Annotated in this window: 15 protein-coding genes and 1 pseudogene; 8 read left to right on the top strand and 8 right to left on the bottom strand. The window is 49.8% G+C overall.

The features are described 5' to 3' along the window. Nucleotides 1–9: 9 nt before the first annotated feature. Nucleotides 10–254, top strand: a pseudogene (locus FY206_RS25645) (hypothetical protein); the annotation flags it as partial. Between the two features lie 230 nt (nucleotides 255–484). On the opposite strand, the gene FY206_RS18830 reads toward FY206_RS25645, so the two are convergent. Further along, nucleotides 485–1,435 carry a GlxA family transcriptional regulator gene (locus FY206_RS18830; RefSeq protein WP_077064250.1) on the bottom strand — a complete coding sequence of 317 codons (951 nt, stop codon included), beginning with the start codon at nucleotides 1,433–1,435 and terminating at the stop codon, nucleotides 485–487. A 255-nt stretch (nucleotides 1,436–1,690) separates the two neighbouring features. Between FY206_RS18830 and FY206_RS18825 the strand changes: the two genes are divergently transcribed. From FY206_RS18825 to FY206_RS18815, 3 genes are all read left to right on the top strand, one after another. Further along, nucleotides 1,691–2,509, top strand: coding sequence for an SDR family NAD(P)-dependent oxidoreductase (locus FY206_RS18825; RefSeq protein WP_374206932.1), 819 nt, complete (start codon nucleotides 1,691–1,693; stop codon nucleotides 2,507–2,509). 18 nt (nucleotides 2,510–2,527) lie between these two features. Continuing rightward, nucleotides 2,528–3,070: a carboxymuconolactone decarboxylase family protein gene (locus FY206_RS18820; protein ID WP_077064236.1), complete on the top strand. Its 543-nt coding sequence runs from the start codon at nucleotides 2,528–2,530 to the stop codon at nucleotides 3,068–3,070. 116 nt (nucleotides 3,071–3,186) lie between these two features. Further along, nucleotides 3,187–4,203, top strand: coding sequence for a zinc-dependent alcohol dehydrogenase family protein (locus tag FY206_RS18815; RefSeq protein WP_077064237.1), 1,017 nt, complete (start codon nucleotides 3,187–3,189; stop codon nucleotides 4,201–4,203). Nucleotides 4,204–4,409: 206 nt separating this feature from the next. Here the strand turns inward: FY206_RS18815 and FY206_RS18810 are convergent, their stop codons facing one another. From FY206_RS18810 to srlA, 5 genes are all read right to left on the bottom strand, one after another. After that, on the bottom strand, nucleotides 4,410–5,417 hold the full coding sequence (locus FY206_RS18810) for a lipase family protein (RefSeq protein ID WP_077064238.1): 1,008 nt from the start codon (nucleotides 5,415–5,417) through the stop codon (nucleotides 4,410–4,412). Nucleotides 5,418–5,693: 276 nt separating this feature from the next. Continuing rightward, entirely contained in the window at nucleotides 5,694–6,716 is a 1,023-nt protein-coding gene (locus tag FY206_RS18805) for a Gfo/Idh/MocA family protein (protein ID WP_077064239.1), read from the bottom strand. A 10-nt stretch (nucleotides 6,717–6,726) separates the two neighbouring features. Next, nucleotides 6,727–7,707: a PTS glucitol/sorbitol transporter subunit IIB gene (srlE, locus tag FY206_RS18800; RefSeq protein ID WP_077064240.1), complete on the bottom strand. Its 981-nt coding sequence runs from the start codon at nucleotides 7,705–7,707 to the stop codon at nucleotides 6,727–6,729. Then, on the bottom strand, nucleotides 7,704–8,078 hold the full coding sequence (locus FY206_RS18795) for a PTS glucitol/sorbitol transporter subunit IIA (protein WP_077064241.1): 375 nt from the start codon (nucleotides 8,076–8,078) through the stop codon (nucleotides 7,704–7,706). Before FY206_RS18795 ends, srlE begins: the two co-directional genes overlap by 4 nt. Next, entirely contained in the window at nucleotides 8,075–8,596 is a 522-nt protein-coding gene (gene srlA, locus FY206_RS18790; protein ID WP_077064242.1) for a PTS glucitol/sorbitol transporter subunit IIC, read from the bottom strand. The genes FY206_RS18795 and srlA overlap by 4 nt, the downstream gene beginning before the upstream one ends. Before the next feature lie 371 nt (nucleotides 8,597–8,967). Here srlA and FY206_RS18780 point away from each other — a divergent pair, with 371 nt between their 5' ends. Continuing rightward, entirely contained in the window at nucleotides 8,968–9,375 is a 408-nt protein-coding gene (locus tag FY206_RS18780) for a helix-turn-helix domain-containing protein (RefSeq protein WP_077064244.1), read from the top strand. 385 nt (nucleotides 9,376–9,760) lie between these two features. Here FY206_RS18780 and FY206_RS18775 read toward each other — a convergent pair whose 3' ends face one another. Both FY206_RS18775 and FY206_RS18770 read right to left on the bottom strand, forming a co-directional pair. Next, complete coding sequence (locus tag FY206_RS18775; RefSeq protein WP_077064245.1) at nucleotides 9,761–11,827, bottom strand: DUF927 domain-containing protein; 2,067 nt, start codon at nucleotides 11,825–11,827, stop codon at nucleotides 9,761–9,763. A 35-nt stretch (nucleotides 11,828–11,862) separates the two neighbouring features. Further along, nucleotides 11,863–12,078, bottom strand: a complete 216-nt coding sequence (locus FY206_RS18770) for an AlpA family transcriptional regulator (protein WP_077064246.1) — start codon at nucleotides 12,076–12,078, stop codon at nucleotides 11,863–11,865. A gap of 720 nt (nucleotides 12,079–12,798) precedes the next feature. On the opposite strand from FY206_RS18770, the gene FY206_RS18765 reads away from it, so the two are divergent. From FY206_RS18765 to FY206_RS18755, 3 genes are read left to right on the top strand one after another with little or no spacing between them, the layout of a single operon-like run. Then, nucleotides 12,799–14,025, top strand: a complete 1,227-nt coding sequence (locus tag FY206_RS18765; protein ID WP_077064247.1) for an ABC-three component system protein — start codon at nucleotides 12,799–12,801, stop codon at nucleotides 14,023–14,025. Then, a complete protein-coding gene (locus FY206_RS18760; protein ID WP_077064248.1) occupies nucleotides 14,022–14,687 on the top strand; it encodes an ABC-three component system middle component 1 in 666 nt (221 codons plus the stop codon). The genes FY206_RS18765 and FY206_RS18760 overlap by 4 nt, the downstream gene beginning before the upstream one ends. Further along, entirely contained in the window at nucleotides 14,662–16,431 is a 1,770-nt protein-coding gene (locus FY206_RS18755) for an AAA family ATPase (RefSeq protein WP_243144142.1), read from the top strand. Before FY206_RS18760 ends, FY206_RS18755 begins: the two co-directional genes overlap by 26 nt. Nucleotides 16,432–16,438 lie beyond the last annotated feature (7 nt).

Below are 16,438 nucleotides of genomic sequence, written 5' to 3'. Positions count from 1 at the left end.
AAGGACGGCATCTGGTGCGATTGTGTATCAGATGCCGGAATAACCATAAGATTATGCCTTCAATCTGATTCATAGATTCACTTCCTTCGCGCAAGTGGCTCGATTATTCATGCGGATTTGATAAATACTCCGATATGGATTTTATCATTGTCAAAGCCCCTATCTACTATGACGAAATCATTGCGCAGCGTAGGGTGCTTGGCGGAACCCCAGGCCATCTGCTGCATGCTTTTACCAAGGGACATGTCAGAGAGACGGTCGCTTACACGGCAGTAGCATAAGTATCGCGAGGATACTGCCAATATCCAAATTCCGGGATAGACATCTCGGTTTAGTTACTGCAATTCATGCCAGTACCTAGGTCCAGATGTCCAGGAAAGGGAAGAGTTCAAATGTCTGATTAGTGCCATTAACAGACATTAAAAAATGGCGATGTGCAGTCAAAGGATGTAAATCACGAATTGATTTTGCCTGGCGCAATACATTAAGGGGTAACCGGACTTTTTCCAGTACGTAGCGACTGTGGAGGAATTCCATAACCCTTCACAAATACATTGCGCATGTGCCGGCGATCTCTGAAGCCAGACTCTCGCGCAATGACATCAAGTGACAAACGCGTCTGTTCAATCATCGTTCGGGCTGCTTCCAGCCGTAGTCGCTCAATGACGCGTGCGGGTGATTTACCCATTTCATTCAAAAACAGGCGGTTAAGCTGACGTGTGCTTAAATGTATCGCATCCGCAAGGTGTTCTACGGATAAAGTTTTACTGAGGTTTTTTCGCACATACTCTATGGCAATTTGTAAGCGATCGCTTTTAGGCGATAGCATTAGCAACTCAGAATGCTGGCGCTGGCCGCCCGAACGATGTTGATTCATAACCATCCGGTGTGCAATGCTTCTCGCGACATCAGTACCATGATCTTTTTCCACCATCGCCAGTACCATGTCAAAACCCGCGGTCATTCCGGCTGAGGTCCACAAATGATCGTCAATGATGTAAATCAGATCGTCTTCGGTTCTTACGGTTGGATGGAGAGCTTTTAAACTCTGGGTATAAGCCCAGTGCGTTGTGGCGCGTTTCTCTTTCAGTAATCCCGCCTGAGCAAGAACGAAAGCGCCCGTGCAAATACCCGCAACGCGTCGCGCGCGCTGAGCATGATGTTGTAAAAAATGTACTACGCCGGGTGATGCCGGCAACTTCGCGGGTGTTAGCACCCCGCCAATCAGCCAGGTATCAACTGTCATATCTTCAGAGATCGGCTGGCTGATAACTTTTATCCCATAGGAGGAGGCTATCTCACCGCCGGTTTCCGAATATACCGTGCAGTTATAAAAGGGCTCGTTCAAAACAAGATTAGCAAATTCAAAGATGGTCAGGGTCGATAACGCCAGGGACTGAAACTGATCTGCAATAAGAAGCCCTACCCGATGCATGAATACTTTCTCCTGTTCCATTAACTGAATCGGCTTCTGATAACGTTTTATCTCAGTGACGTTATCAGACCACACGTTGTGCTTTCACAGGATATAACCCATTTAATACGTTTAAATAAAGCACTTTCAAATTAAGCCTCATCGATTTCGCTTTGCCTATCTCTATAACGCAGCATGTCTGAAAAGATACCCTTATACGTCAGTTTCTTTTCTGGTCTTTAACGTAGCCTCATTACATCCCACACGTCACATAAGGTGAATACGATGAGTGAATCAGCAAAAGGAACGGCTGTTGTTACAGGCGCTTCAACCGGTATGGGGGCGCTCTATGCAGCAAAACTGGCCAGAATGGGGTATGACCTGATTATTGTGGCCCGTAATCACAACCGCCTGAACCAGATGGCCAGCCATATCACGGCTGACAGCGAGCGTAACGTGGAGGTGGTGGCGGCCGATCTGAATGATTCAGGCCAGCTCGCTGCGCTTGAAAACAGGCTGCGCAATGATGCAAGCATCACGCTGTTGGTCAATAACGCGGGGATAGGGACACACACGCCGCTGGTTGACAGTGATGTTGAAAAGATGACCGCCATGATTAACCTGAACGTGGTTGCTCTTACCCGCCTGACTTACGCCGTGGTGCCAGGCTTCATTGCGCGTGGGCGTGGGGCTATCATCAATATTGCGTCCATTGTCGGAATAGCGCCGGAAGTGTTGAATGGCGTATACGGTGGCAGCAAGGCCTACGTACTGGCATTCACCCGTTCACTGCACCATGAATTAGCCGATAAAGGTATTCAGATTCAGGCAGTATTACCCAGCGCCACGGCCACACCGTTCTGGGAAAACGGCGGCCTTCCTCTGAGTCAGGTTGATCCCGGCATTGTTATGCAGGCTGAAAATATGGTCGATGCGGCGCTGTCAGGGTTTATGCAGGGGGAGTTAATCACAATTCCATCCCTGCATGATGAAAGTCGTCTTGAGACCTGGGAGCGGGCGCGTCAGGCCATTATGGAAGACTTTTCACACAACGTGCCGGCGGCTCGCTATCTCACACCTTCATCAAAACATTAATTAACAGGATACGAATATATGAGTCGCTTACATACTGTCCCCGTTAACGAAGCAAGTGGGAAAACCGACGAACTTTATCGCAGTATCAAACAGGTGATGGGTAAAGTACCAAACGCCTACCTTACTATCGGCAGCAATGCCCCTGCACTTCTGGCCCAGACCCTGCAGCTCAACGCCGTTCTGGCTAAAAGCAGCCTGAATGCACGTGAGCGAGAAGCAATAAACCTCGCGGTCAGTGAAGAAAGCGGCTGTGATTACTGCCTGGCAGCGCACACCCCACTGGCAGTAAAGGCAGGTTTCAGTGAAGCCCAGACGCGGGAGCTGCGTCAGGGTTTTCTGGTGGACGATGTACGTATTGATGCGCTGGTAAAATTCGTGCAGCTGCTGGTCTCTACACGCGGCACGGTATCTGCACAGCATGTCAGTGCATTTAAAGTGGCGGGTTTCAGCGACCAGCAGGTTGTTGAAACAGTGGGCGTCGTTACTGCCATATTATTCACTAATATGATTAATCGCATTAACGACACGGAGATAGACTTCCCTTCCGTTCAGCCTCTTTAAGCGTTATTAGCGTTACAGGTTGCATCGGCTTCGGCATAGGCCGGAACAAGAATCTAGCCTGTTATCATAGACAGAGTCACAACGGCTAAGTTGTTGGCAATTGCGGAGCGTAAATTATGCAAGCAGTCGTACTGAACTCCCCTGGCGGGCTTGAAAATGTCAGATTAAAACAGCTGCCGGATCCTGGAAAACCGGGTTATGGTCAGATTCGTGTAGCACTACACGCAACCTCGTTAAACTTCCACGATTTGCTGGTTGCCAGCGGAGCGGTACCGTCAGCAGATCAGCGCATTCTGATGGCCGACGGTGCCGGAATCGTCGAAGCAACGGGTGAAGGCGTCAGTGAATTCAGACCGGGCGACCGGGTAATTTCAACCTTCTTTCCTCAATGGCCTGACGGCACCCCTTTTGAATCAGTGGGTGACTTCCAGCTTACACCCGGTGATGGATGTGATGGGTTTGCTACAGAATACGTTATCCGGCCAGCCTCGCATTTTACGCATTCTCCTCAGGGCTGGAGCCATGCGGAAGCCGCCACGCTGACAACATCGGGGCTGACAGCCTGGCGAGCTCTGGTTGTAGATGCAAAATTAAAGGCGGGCGACACGGTTCTCACCTTAGGAACGGGCGGCGTATCGGTTACAGCTTTGCAGATTGCCAAAAGTATGGGGGCAAAAGTCATCGCCACCTCTTCCTCAGACGAAAAGCTGGCACGCCTGGGAGAGCTTGGTGCCGATCACCTCATCAATTACCGCACCAACCCCCAGTGGGGGAAAACAGTTAAAGAGATAACCAACGGTCGGGGGGCCGATGTTATCGTTGAAATTGGCGGCCCGGGGACGCTGACGCAGTCGATAGAGGCGGTACGGATTGGCGGACATATTGCTTTGATTGGTGTGCTGACCGGTACTGAAGGAACAGTGCCAACTGCTATGCTAATGGCGAAACAAGCAAACCTAAAGGGGCTGATCGTTGGCAGCCGTCGCATGCAGCAGGATCTGGTCAGCGCCATGAACCAGACCGGGATTCGTCCGGTAATTTCAGACCAGTTTACTGGCTTGTCTTCCATAGTAGACGCTTTATGCCATATGGCAGGCAAAAAACACTTTGGAAAAATTACCGTGGAGTGGTAGGTGATGGCGGGGCCAATGTGAAGCCCCTCTGGGCTGATCCAGGCTCAAGGATACACACAGGTATGAGTTTTGCCCTGTCGGTTGTGAAAGAAAATTGTGAAGGTCTGCTGTTCGCTCTAAGCGGACGTGATAACGTTGGGAACTGCCGCACTCAGGCGAATCGCGACTGAATTGAATTAGCTAATTACATCAGTTACTTACAAGATTCATTTAATTAAATGCTCACATGTTAATACATAATTACTAATGTCATGGTATCTAAATTTCGATAAAACACGTTTCACTAACGGTGCGTTTTTCCATGACCATTTTTTTGTAACTTCACGAGATGAATAAGTATCCAAATCCATTTCGTGACGAAATGTAAAATCTGCATAGTTTAAAATTTTTGGTGGCATATTAGCAATGATATCACCGGTATGGCATATTGTATATGGAGACATTAAATAAGAAGCACCTGCCAGGTTCATAATGCGTGGAGTACCAAATGTATATGATGAATGTAACGATAAATTATATCTATATGGTATTCTATCATGTTTGGTCCATTTCCTGGCGATAAATGGATAATATGCCCGATCTGCATTTGGTAACAATTGCTGGAAATGATTAGTTAAAATCGCCGCAATAGCACCACCAAGAGAATGACCAGTAAATATGACCTTTACGTCGCTTCTGCCATTGGCAAGTTCGTGGATTCTTTTGTATAAATATTGAAGGTTCTCCATTGCGGCAGAATAAAACCCTTTATGAAGAAATATGTTATCAAATATACGTACCTTTCTGACATTTAAATCTAAACCAATATCATATAATTTGGAGCTTTTATATAGTTGTGCGGTCCCACGCACAGCGACAAAAATTATATTATTAACTCTCACACCAACATGAACAAGTTGTGTTCCAGATATAACAAATGCGTTTGGTGCTCCATCATTATCTATTATCTGCGATATCAATCTGGAAATTTTTTCTTCTGTAAGAATAGCACTTGTAATCCCACCACGCATTATACGTTGAAATTCTTCACTTGGAATGATTTTAAACCTGCCTCTTTTTTCAAATTCATATTTAGGTATTGCAAGATATGATAATTGTGATAGGCGACAGCAGATGTGTGCTTTTACTGGATCAAACCATTCATCATCCCAATTAGCCTTATTGATGTCTACTATTAATTTACTGATGTCGTCATCATAGCTCTCAATATTCATACATGACTCCTCTTGACAATTTGAAATTATTATCGGCCATTTTGTACCCAACTTTAAAATTTTATTGTTCTGCAATCATCGGAGATTGTTGCCTCCTCTCCGTTGATTAATTCGCGCAAGGTTGAGTGATGCCACAATCGGGCTGTCAGAGCAACTGCCAACTTCCGCTCCTCGCTCAAAGCTAACCATGCTTTCTAATTATTGCTGTGCTTTGACTAGCTTGCAGGGTTAAGGGCTTTACCAGTCTGATATAGCAGAAAGGTACAGCCCTTGAAGTTATGGCGTTATCGGGCGTTCAGGTTTGCCACTCTCCAGGCTGTGATGCACCGCCTCACAAATCCGGCTGATCGCCAGTCCGTCCACTGCGGTGACCGGATACGGCGCTTTATGCCTGACCGCCCGCACAAAATCATTGATGGGGTCGATACCAAAGCCGCTGGCGACGCCGTTGCGGTAGTTGATGAAATAGCTGTTAGGCGTGAGCGTCATGCCCGGCGTGGTGATTTCCAGCCCGCGATGCTGTGAAGTGCTGCGGATATAGGTTGCCTCGCAGAGAATATCGATACGCCCGTCGTTGTCCTTCGGAAAGCCCTCCGGCAGCACCCACGAGTTTTCCACCACCCACGAACTGCCGTCGGCCATCGTCAGCAGGCTCTGTACGCTGTCGAAGGTGTCGAGGCCGCATTCAGCCATCAGGCGCTTCTGCCCGACGGCGAACACCGACACCACCTCCTGACCGGAAAGATGGCGCATCAGGTCAAAACAATGGGAACCCAGAAACCACACCGGGGAGCTTGCGCCTGCCCAGTCCAGCCACTCCGTTGGTACGCTGATGACATCATCCATGCTGATATGCCCGCGCAGGATACGCCCGGCTTCTGGTTTTTCCAGTTCAGCCTTAATGCGCATCACCGCCGGGTCCCAGCGCTTGTGGAAATCGACGCCGACCAGCAGGTCCCGCTGCTGCGCCATCTCCACGATAAGCTCGCACTCGCGTACTGAGGTGGCGAGCGGTTTCTCCGCCAGCACATGCTTGCCGTGGCGCAGGGCGGTGAGGATGGATTCGGTGTGGTACGGGTCCGGAGTGGCCACCGAGACAACGTCGATAGCCTCTTCTTCCAGCAGCGTTTCCAGCCGGGTGTAACCCATCACGCCACAGGTCATGGCAAGGTCGTCGCAGCGTTCTGTGTCGGTGTCGCAGATGGCGACCAGTACGGTATCCGGGTTATGGCGGTACGCGTTCATGTGGTGTCTGCCGTAGATACCTGCGCCGACCACGGCGGCTCTGATTTTGTTCATCATTGAGTCCTCAGAATAAGCCCAGGGAAAACAACCAGCCGATGATGACGGCCAGCGGTCCGGTCAGTTGTCTCGACAGCAGGAAGGCGGGGACGCCCTTCGCGATGGTTTCCGGTTTTGCCTCCTGCATCGAAAGGCCAACAGGCACGAAGTCGCAGCCAACCTGCACGTTGATGGCAAACAGGGCGGGCAGGGCGAAGGCCGGAGATATCGCCCCTGCGCCAATCTGTGTGCCAATCATCACGCCAATCACCTGTGAGATGGCCGCCCCCGGTCCGAGCACCGGGGAGAGGAACGGAATGCCGCAGATGAGCGACAGCAGCACCAGTCCCCACAGCGAGTTCGCCAGCGGCGTCAGGGCGTGGGCTATCAGGCTGCCGAGCGCGGTCTCCTGCACCAGGGCAATCAGCAGCGAGACAAAGGCCATGAACGGGATAACGTTGCGCAGCGACACGTCCACCGCTTCACGGCTGGCGGCGAACAGCAGGGCGATAACGTGGCCGACGGCGATGCCGGTCTGCTCGACCATGCGCACCAGCTTCTCCGCGCCACGCGCAGGTGGAGGAGTGGTGATGACCCGTGGTGCAGCGAAAGGCACGGACTCCGGTTCACCGTCCGGCGCTTCGGCCGTATCCACCAGAACCAGTTGCTCCATCGTCACGCCGGAGACGTAGTTATCCTCGTTAATAAACTGCGCCAGCGGCCCCGCGCGCCAGGTGGGCAGCACGTTGATGGTCGGGATGCCCTTCTGCGGATACAGGCCGCAGCGCAGGGACCCGGCGCAGTTAATCACCACGCACAGGATGTCGTTATCCGGCGGGATATCGGCGAAGCCGTTCACCACTTCCGATTCGGTGAGTGCGCCAATTTCTATCGCCACCGGATGAATCTCGCGTCCGGTCAGCGACAGCACTTTTTTGCCGCTGCCAACGGGCAGCCACAGCCCTTTACCGTAGCCACCGGGACCGGGCGGAATAAGCACCGTGTTCATGGGCGTCCCTCCTCAATCACCAGGTTACCGTGCAGGTCACGCAGGTTCGGCACCGGGCCGGAGAGATGAACCGCCCCGACGTGGCAGGGATTCAGGTCACCATTGAACACCAGCGTCAGATGACCGAGTTCAAACAGCGCCTGCTGTGCCCCCTTGCCGACGGCAGTAATCAGATAATCATGCCCTGCCAGCATCAGGCGGTCGCCGGGGAGTATCATCAGGATCTCTTCCCGGAACGACGGCTCCAGTGATAGCGAGTAATCCAGACAGTCCTTAGGCCCGTTGCTGTCGAAGGTGATGAGCATCTTGTCGGTGAGGCCGTCGGCGACAAACAGCCCGATGGCGACGATACGCGCGCAGTAAATCATCATGGCGCATTCCCCCGCTTGCTGAGCCGCAGGAACAGGTACTCGGTGATAATCCCGCGGATTAAACCAATCAGCATAGCGGCGGCGATATAGCGCAGCGCCAGCGAAGTAACGGGCAGGCCGAGCGCCTTAACCCCGGCGGCGACGCCGAGCCAGACAAACAACTCCGACGGCACCACGTGGGGAAACAGGCTGGTGAGGGGATGGGATGTGGTGCCGAGGGCATCTTCATAACCAGGCTTGCTCTTCTCAGGCAGGAGCTTACCGAGGGTCAGCGCGCCGGGGCTGCTCATAAAGAACCAGCCGAGTACCGGCAGCACGCCGTAGGTGAGAATGCGCGAGCGGCCGAGCAGGGCGGCGACCTTCTCCATTCTGACGGTCCCGACCAGCTTCATCAGGAAGTTGATGGCCAGCAGCAGGCAGATAAGCATCGGGATAAGCCTGGTCATCATGTCGAGGAAGATTTTGCCTGCGGTCTGGAATACATGAATAAACGCCTCAGCGAGGCTGACTGTCCACATAAGGAGTCCTCCGGGTAAAAGGCCCGGAGCGCACAGACTTATCGGACAGAGGTTAAGGCATGACAGGCGTAAGCGTCTGGGGCTCCGGTAATGGCGATAAACAGCTATGGCTCATACTGCTTTCTTTGTTATCCCCGCTTGTGGCGTGTTTTTGTGAACTGAGCGGTTTTCAGGACGAGCGGATGCGTGGCAATTCAGCCCTGAGTGTGCGATGCTCAGCAGTTGGGTTTGCAGAGGGTGATAGTCTGCAATTTGTACAGATCACTATAACATAAGAAAGTTAAGTTTAAACAAAAATATTAACTTTCTTATTTGTTGGTGATCTTTAATTACTTTTTGAATATCAAAGAGTTGTTCTTCTGGTTAGATTGATGGACAAAACAGAAAACAAGAATCGCGAAGAAGATCACAAAATCCAGTTTGGCAGACGACTGGCGCAGGCCATGCTGCTGACAAAGCATACCAATGCCTCATTGGCCCAAAAGATTGGGGTCAGTGAACCAATGGTTAAGAAGTATGTGGATGGGCAAAATCTTCCTAAGGCTGATGTGTTGCTTAAGATCGCCCGTGCGACAGGTATCAGTACGGCATGGTTACTTGAAGAGCAGGAAGATACTCAAACCCCGGAAGACTCTGCTGAAAAAGATCTTGAATTTCTAAACGACATGTTCAAATTCTTATCGGCTATGCAGCGTAAAATAGTCCTGAAACAAGTATCTGAAACGGTAACGAAGTTGCTTGAACAGGAAGAAAAATACCTCGCGAAGAAGCAGGATTAAATTCGAATAATCATTGCTGCCAGCTTTTAGATTTTCCGTTGTTATAAATTACTACTTGCCGTTCTTTAAGGGCAAGCCCGTTCCCCTTATTCTCCCTTCCTTTCAGCCTTTGCCTTTGCAGTCCCTTTTCGCCATTTTCATTCCTTCTGTTTTTGAGGTGGTACAGGTGGGACAAGTGGTACAACCGCGCCAGCCGTGGCTTTGCGCTGTACCACCTGAAAAATACCAGTCGGAAAAGTGGGACAGATTCAGCAACGGCGGTCCCACCTTGTACCACTTTTTTAAACCAGATTATCTAAAGTGGGACGCTGTAACCCGCGCCAGCTCTGCGTGTACCACTTGTCCCACCCTGTACCACCTTTTTTTAAGACACGCGAGACTGCACTCAGATACTGAGGATGCGGGAGGTGAGCCGGTAGACCCTGGCTTTGCCGATCTCCGGCAGGCGAACCTGCGACTGGTATTTCCCGTCGCTGCCGGGCAGCAGGCATTCTGCTTCCTGACATAACCTGGCCGCTCTGGCGGGACTGAATCCCCGGCACATTTCCCGCCAGCCCTCCGGCAGGATGTGAAACAGTGTGTGCTCTTCACCCGTCAGCGGATCTTTTTCCACCCGGCGAAAGCCCACCATATTCAGCGGGCGGTCCGGGCCGTCCCACGAGGCAAAACGGCTGTACTGGTGCGCGGTAATGAACCGCTTGATCTGCGTCAGCACGCCTTCATCCTCCTGGTTAGCAATATGGCCGCGTTCGTTCAGCCAGGCGTGCAGGCAGATCCGGACCGCCTCATACGCCGTGCCTTCCTGCCAGCCCGTGATGCCCTGCAGCGTCGCTATCTCTCCGGCCACCGCCAGCAGCGCAAAGCGGGCCACGATGCGCTGCACCTGGTTTCCGGCATTCTCCGGCATCAGGGCGGTCTGGTAGTGGCGAAGTAGCTCTTTTGCCAGCGTGCTGGCGTCCAGGTCGCCGGTGAGGAAGGCCAGCCAGGCACGAAAAGCGGTGCCGTGGAAGCGGGCGACCCGGTCGCAGAGGGCATCGGCGAACTGCTGGCCGCTGGCAAAGCCGTGTAGCTGCTCAAACGCGCCATGCTGCCCGGTGTCGCTGGGGATTTGTACCATGCGCACGTCCATCCCGGCGTAGAGGCGCTCTCCGGCGCGTTCGGTGTGTTCCGCCAGCGACAGCTCTCCGGTGGAGAACAGCAGCAGCGTCCAGTGCCTGCGGTTGCGTACCTCGCCGTCGGTGCGGGCGCGCCCCTTGCCCTGGCCGTTTGCCAGCATATAGGCAATCATCCCGGCTTCACGCGGATCCACTTCGCGGAGTTCATCAAGCGGCAGCAGAGCATCGTTATGGCGGCTGGCAATCCCCTCCAGCGCATTCCCGGTGGCCCGCCAGGAGTGCCAGTAATCGGTACCGCCACACACGGAAGCGGCCACTTTCATCACCGTGGTTTTACCGTCAGTGGACTCACCGCGCAGATGAAAACCTCCGCCGCCCGTTCCGGTCAGGCGCAGCAGCGGGGCGGCCAGCGCACAGCAGACGGCAAAGACCAGACGCGAGTTGCCTGCACAGAGCGCGGCGATCTGCTCCTGCCATTCCGCCAGCGTACCGGCCTGCGCAAAGCCGCCGGTCAGATAGTGGCTGCCCTGGAGGATGACATTGTCGCCACCGGGGCCAATAACCTCATCCGGCAGCACGTACACGCCGTTGTGCCAGCCGGTTTTCTCCACGCAGGTGACGCGGCGTCCGGGGAGTGACCGCGAGATGTACTCGCATAACAGGCTGCGCAGGGCCGGGCGGGTGGAGATGTAGGTCAGGCCGTTCTCCAGCAGAATGCGCCGCAGCTCCTCGCCGTTGCCGCTGAGCATTGCCATCGGCATGGCCCAGCGCCGTAACTGCCCGGTGGTGGTGTGCCATTCCAGCAGTCGGCCATAGCTGCCGTCATGGCTGTCGCAGGTGATAGCGGTGACGCGCAGAGGGGAACAGATGCGCTGGGGCTGGACGTCGCCTTCCCCGTCGCGCCGTTCGGTCAGCTTGTCAAACCACAGCGCCTCTTCATCGAGGCGGAAGCGATCCGGCAGGATGTCAGAGGGCCTTTCCTGCCGCAGGCGTGCAAGCTGTCCGGTCCGGTCCTCCAGCAACTCACCATCAGGGGTCATCAGCCGGGCCATCTGCACATCCGCGTGCGCCAGTTTTACGGCGATTTTCAGCAGATCCTCTTCGCGAATATCGCCGGTGCGGAATACCCGGACGTAGAGCGTGTCGGGCCTGATAATGGCCAGGTTGTCCAGATCGGCCAGTTCATCCGGGCCGAGTACCACCGGAGGAATATTGTCTTCCCGGTCGGGATCTTTTTGCCAGGCGCGTGAGGTCTCCCATGCCAGGCTTCCGGCGAGGATCACCACTTCGAGCGTGCGGTCCGGAGACTGCCTGTTGAGATAGGGGGCGCGTTTCATGATGAGGTATCGGTCGGCTCATCCCTGAGCGTGGATTAACGGATGGCGGTGCGGTGCTGCTGCCACTGGCGGATTTCAGCGGCATCGAAGACCACCAGTCGGGAAGAGAGGTGGACGGGGCGGGGAAAGTCGGTGTTTTTAATCAGGCGGTAAACCGACGATTCACTCATCGCCAGAAACTGGACCACCTGCCGCATACGCACATTGCCGCTTTCGGGAAAAGCATCGTTATTGTCAGCACGGGTTTTCATGATTGCACCTCACGGGAACAGAGTATCGGAGCGGTTATAGCGCGGAACGGGGAGGGGAGGTATAGGTCCGGGTGAAAAAGTTGAGTCCGGGTAGAAAATAGAGAGTCCGGGAAGAGATTCTTTGTTGTCAGGACTGATGTTTTTTCAGTAATTAATTGAAAATAATTGGTTTTATCTTCTCTTGCTCAAACAGAACTCTATATGCTGATGTTAATGAATGGCAGCGCACGACTACAAACACTTCACAATATCTGTCGCTATCTTACATTACAGCTATGTGCAGGGAATTGAGAATCGTAAAATATTACTTACATCGCTGTGGCTTAATCAATAGCAGAGTAAACGTGCCAGTAGTAAGTGAGAGTGATGTGTATGTGAGTACAATTCAGAATGGCTGAGTCGATCTCAGACGGTCAATAGGAGCAGTGATTTCAAAGTTTCACTAGCGAACGCCATTTGTATGACCGGAATATTCTACCTGCACCGGTTGGCATACACTGATTGACCTACGTCGGGCTGTGGTGGATGCCAACTGAGAGTGGCTCGTTGCTATATTTAGGAGATAGCTCAACGACCATAGCAATACCTCTCATATAGAGGGATCACCGAAGCTAACGACCACCTACGATGGAAGCATATCGGTAATCCCAAAAAATAATAGCTCTGTGATATCATTCAGTACCCAAGCACAGCAAAGCAGTATGACTGAAAGGAGTCAACGTGAGCGACGAGGAAGCAAGCAAGTATCCGCATAGTGCTATTTCCACTTGGAGCGGATTTGTCTACCAGGGCAAGGTGGCACTCTATCATTGCCTCAAATTAATAAATACAGGTGATAGTGGATTCGAGTTACAACTGGATAGCACAGACGATTTCGCAATTTACAAAGATGATAAAATCATCAGTGCCCATCAGGTCAAAGCAAAAATAGGCGATTATCGTAGTAACTATAAGGATGCTCTAGAAAAATCGGCCGTAATAGAACTAGATAGAATCGCAGGGATCAAAAGATATTTTCATATATCCCAACCCATAAACGACCATAGTGATTACATAGGTGCAAATAATGAACGGGTTGAGTTTTATTTGTATGGTGAATATTACCACTGCGAACTTGACAAAATAGAAGAGCTAACCAAGGAGATTATTAAAGAGATCTATGTTCGCCAGTCCGTGGTTTTTGATGATGGCCTTATAGATGCAAATTATTGTTTCCTATCAGATAAAATTAGCTCACACGCACTAGCCATTCACACAAAAATACAAAATAATGGTGATGCTCAACGTAAAGCAGCGTATGAGTATCGAGTGTCTGCAGAAAGTATTCTTGCTGACATAACGGACGCGAATCCATATGAAAGAAAGGACTATTATGCGGTCGAGCTAAAGGCGCGCCTCTATACTCATTTGGAAGAAAGGCTCGCAGAAACACTCCCGGATATGTCAGACGCGAGTTACAAAAGAGCAAGACATATTTATGAACTTATAAGAATCTCTGAGGGCAGCGATTTCAAAACACTCTGCCAACTGATGAAGCCTTCAGAAAAGTTTTCACGCATTCAGAACTCAGATATACGCCGCTATACGGATCTCGTGCACACTTTCAACATTGAACCAATTTTAAAACGATTACCGCATTATTTAGACAGCGACAATAAATTCTACGCACCAACGGCATTATATTTGCCAGAACCAACAGATAAAAAATACTGCACTTCTGATATTATCTCAGAAATAAAAAATAACGATGATCTAGGCAGGCTTTTATTCGAATTTAATAATCTTATTGCAGCCAAGGCTCATGAGAGTTTCACAATTGACACTAATTATACTAATTGCTTCGATATAACTTCCATCGATGATCAAGATCGCATCGATAGTAACATTACTAAAAGTTTATGCATCAGCATTTTAACAAAAGACGACGCAGAGGCCCGACTTAAATGATAATTGACCTCATACATCAAGCTCTAGATGCACACAATTTCTTTAAAGTACATGAGAACGATACAACAAGCTTCTATGTACGAGAAAACGGTACGGCGATACGATTTGCAGTATTGCACAGGTTAGATAATTTGATGAAGCCTAGTGATCTTAACGCAACCATCAACCAGTCCGCGCCTGTGGCATTTACATCTGATCCAGCATTTAAAAAGAATTGCGATTTAATATGTATTCATCACCTCGACAAATTGGCCGAATTCAAAAACTATGAGGAACAGATTTTCGAAATCGAAGAAGATCCGCACTTCTATAAAAAATATGTTCTTTACTATAGCGACACAGAACTTGAGGCCATAAAAGGATTTAATTTTGCCAAATTAAATGAATTAATTTCAGATAAAAAACAATTCGATGCTTATAAAAAAGAACCCACAGCAGCCACTAAGTATAGTGCAGTTGCCAAAATATTCATTAAATTACCTTTTTTGGAACTTAATATTAATAAAGTGGAACTTGTTCCTCTCCGTTTGCAAATTGAGGAAGCTGTGGCTGAAGCTGACCTTACTAAGACGTATAAAACGATACAAAAATACGGCCAATTAAATGCAGAAGATTTGATCAAGGAACTGATTAGCGATGAACTGGCAAATATCCAAAATTGAGATTTCAAGTTTTAAAGCTTTCAAAAAAATCCATCTGGATTTCGGGGGAGCATCACTTTTGACCTTGGATGGTCCCAATGGATTTGGCAAAACAAGCATATTCGATGCTATTGAGCTATTGTTAACTGGCAGAATAAAACGAATTTGCCATTTATTTACAACCTTAATGATGGGTAAGCGAACGAATTATGAAGATAATCTACTTTGGAATAATCGTTCAGGCAATAATGACCTTGCAATCAAAATAGAGTTTATTAATGGTTCAAGGAGGCTTATTCTAGCAAGACATACTCCCGCCTCAAACTTTGACGAGAAGTCAAATAATAGAGCGGACCAATTTACCCACCTTACGCTTTACGAGCTACCAGATTTCTCGTCAAACAACTATGTAGCAGAAAATATTCGCGACGAAAACTTCATTGAGGCACTTTTTGGCAAAAACTTCAAAGAGAATTTTTCATATTTAAATTATTTGGAGCAGGGCCAAAATCAGCTCCTGCATACGCGAGTAGACAAACGTAAAGAGGCATTGAACAATCTCTTCAATATTAGTGACATAAAGGCAGAGACTGATAACTGCAAAGCTATCTCCTTGCGGCTTACAAAGTTCATTGGCGATCCTAAGCGTGCTGCAGATTTATCAAGATTAGAAATAGAGGCCAGTTCACTTAAGAAAATGATTCAAGCTGACTTGGGAACAATTGGATACAAAAAAATCTCCACTTCAGTGCTGCAACCAGGCTGGGACAAAGAGAATCCTTTCCCCACCTACTCTATAGAAATCCAGAGAGAATACATGGAGAGTATCCACAGCCTTCAAAGGCTGGCTCTGCTAAAGAGTGCAATAAAGATCAGAGATAAAAATGAATCGATTGAAAATTTTATTGAACTTAACAAGGACTCCATAAAAAGCTTGGCTCGTTTTGGCAATGATTTGAACAAGTTGGATGGGCTTGAAGTCATCAAAAAAGAATTGAATGAACTTCTCAAACGTGAAGGGATTATAAAACGTGGCGCAACAGTCATTAATGCAGATGAGGCCAGGAGTCTTATTGGATGGGCCCAAGGGCGTTTGGAATGGTTTCTTGGGAAAATAGTTATCCGTGACACACTTCAACAAAAAAGCAATTCTAATACCAATGCTGTAACCGAGTTAAATCGTCTAAAAGCAGAACTAGTTACTGAGCATACTAAACTCTATCCTGACGATCAGGATTGTCCGCTGTGTGGTGCGGACTGGCAATCCCATGACGCGATGTTGAAAAAGATTGAATATCGAACAAAGCAAATCAATGACGCGCTAAACGCTGATGGCCAGACCCTTATAACTCTCATAGGAATAATGGCTACAGAACTGTCCATAATTGACGCTCAGCTCCAGATTCGGAAAGCTCAGCTATCAGTCGACTACAACAGCGCCTTACACAACGCACTGCTCCGTGATAAAGCTCGGTTGCCTACTATTTACCAACTAGTCTCCCGCTTTCAAGCTTTAGGTGTACAACTAAACCATTCGTTCTCCGAAAATGAGGAGGAGGTGGACACTCGAATTCAGTCTCTTACAGCTTTCATCAGAAGCCAGAAAACAGCTGAGACAGAACCTTTGCCGCAAGATTGGAGAAAGGTCATCATGGCTGTCTTCAAAGAGCTGCAGGACTTCTATATTGTTGAGCCACAGTTGCTGAAAGACAAAGAACTGTATATCTCAGCTAAAGCAAACGAGGTGACCTGCCCCCACGATTAGATACAAC

Origin of the sequence: Enterobacter chengduensis (assembly GCF_001984825.2) — a bacterium.
In the GTDB taxonomy this organism is placed as follows: Bacteria; Pseudomonadota; Gammaproteobacteria; order Enterobacterales; family Enterobacteriaceae; genus Enterobacter; species Enterobacter chengduensis.
Note: the sequence above shows the minus strand (reverse complement) of the source record. Positions and strands in the feature narration are given on the sequence as shown.

What these genes read in the sequence shown, in the direction of transcription:
- FY206_RS18830 (WP_077064250.1), bottom strand. Translation starts at nt 1,435, where the DNA reads ATGCATCGGGTAGGGCTTCTTATTGCAGATCAGTTTCAGTCCCTGGCG.
- FY206_RS18820 (WP_077064236.1), top strand. Translation starts at nt 2,528, where the DNA reads ATGAGTCGCTTACATACTGTCCCCGTTAACGAAGCAAGTGGGAAAACC.
- FY206_RS18815 (WP_077064237.1), top strand. Translation starts at nt 3,187, where the DNA reads ATGCAAGCAGTCGTACTGAACTCCCCTGGCGGGCTTGAAAATGTCAGA.
- FY206_RS18810 (WP_077064238.1), bottom strand. Translation starts at nt 5,417, where the DNA reads ATGAATATTGAGAGCTATGATGACGACATCAGTAAATTAATAGTAGAC.
- FY206_RS18805 (WP_077064239.1), bottom strand. Translation starts at nt 6,716, where the DNA reads ATGAACAAAATCAGAGCCGCCGTGGTCGGCGCAGGTATCTACGGCAGA.
- srlE (WP_077064240.1), bottom strand. Translation starts at nt 7,707, where the DNA reads ATGAACACGGTGCTTATTCCGCCCGGTCCCGGTGGCTACGGTAAAGGG.
- FY206_RS18795 (WP_077064241.1), bottom strand. Translation starts at nt 8,078, where the DNA reads ATGATGATTTACTGCGCGCGTATCGTCGCCATCGGGCTGTTTGTCGCC.
- srlA (WP_077064242.1), bottom strand. Translation starts at nt 8,596, where the DNA reads ATGTGGACAGTCAGCCTCGCTGAGGCGTTTATTCATGTATTCCAGACC.
- FY206_RS18780 (WP_077064244.1), top strand. Translation starts at nt 8,968, where the DNA reads ATGGACAAAACAGAAAACAAGAATCGCGAAGAAGATCACAAAATCCAG.
- FY206_RS18775 (WP_077064245.1), bottom strand. Translation starts at nt 11,827, where the DNA reads ATGAAACGCGCCCCCTATCTCAACAGGCAGTCTCCGGACCGCACGCTC.
- FY206_RS18770 (WP_077064246.1), bottom strand. Translation starts at nt 12,078, where the DNA reads ATGAAAACCCGTGCTGACAATAACGATGCTTTTCCCGAAAGCGGCAAT.
- FY206_RS18760 (WP_077064248.1), top strand. Translation starts at nt 14,022, where the DNA reads ATGATAATTGACCTCATACATCAAGCTCTAGATGCACACAATTTCTTT.
- FY206_RS18755 (WP_243144142.1), top strand. Translation starts at nt 14,662, where the DNA reads ATGAACTGGCAAATATCCAAAATTGAGATTTCAAGTTTTAAAGCTTTC.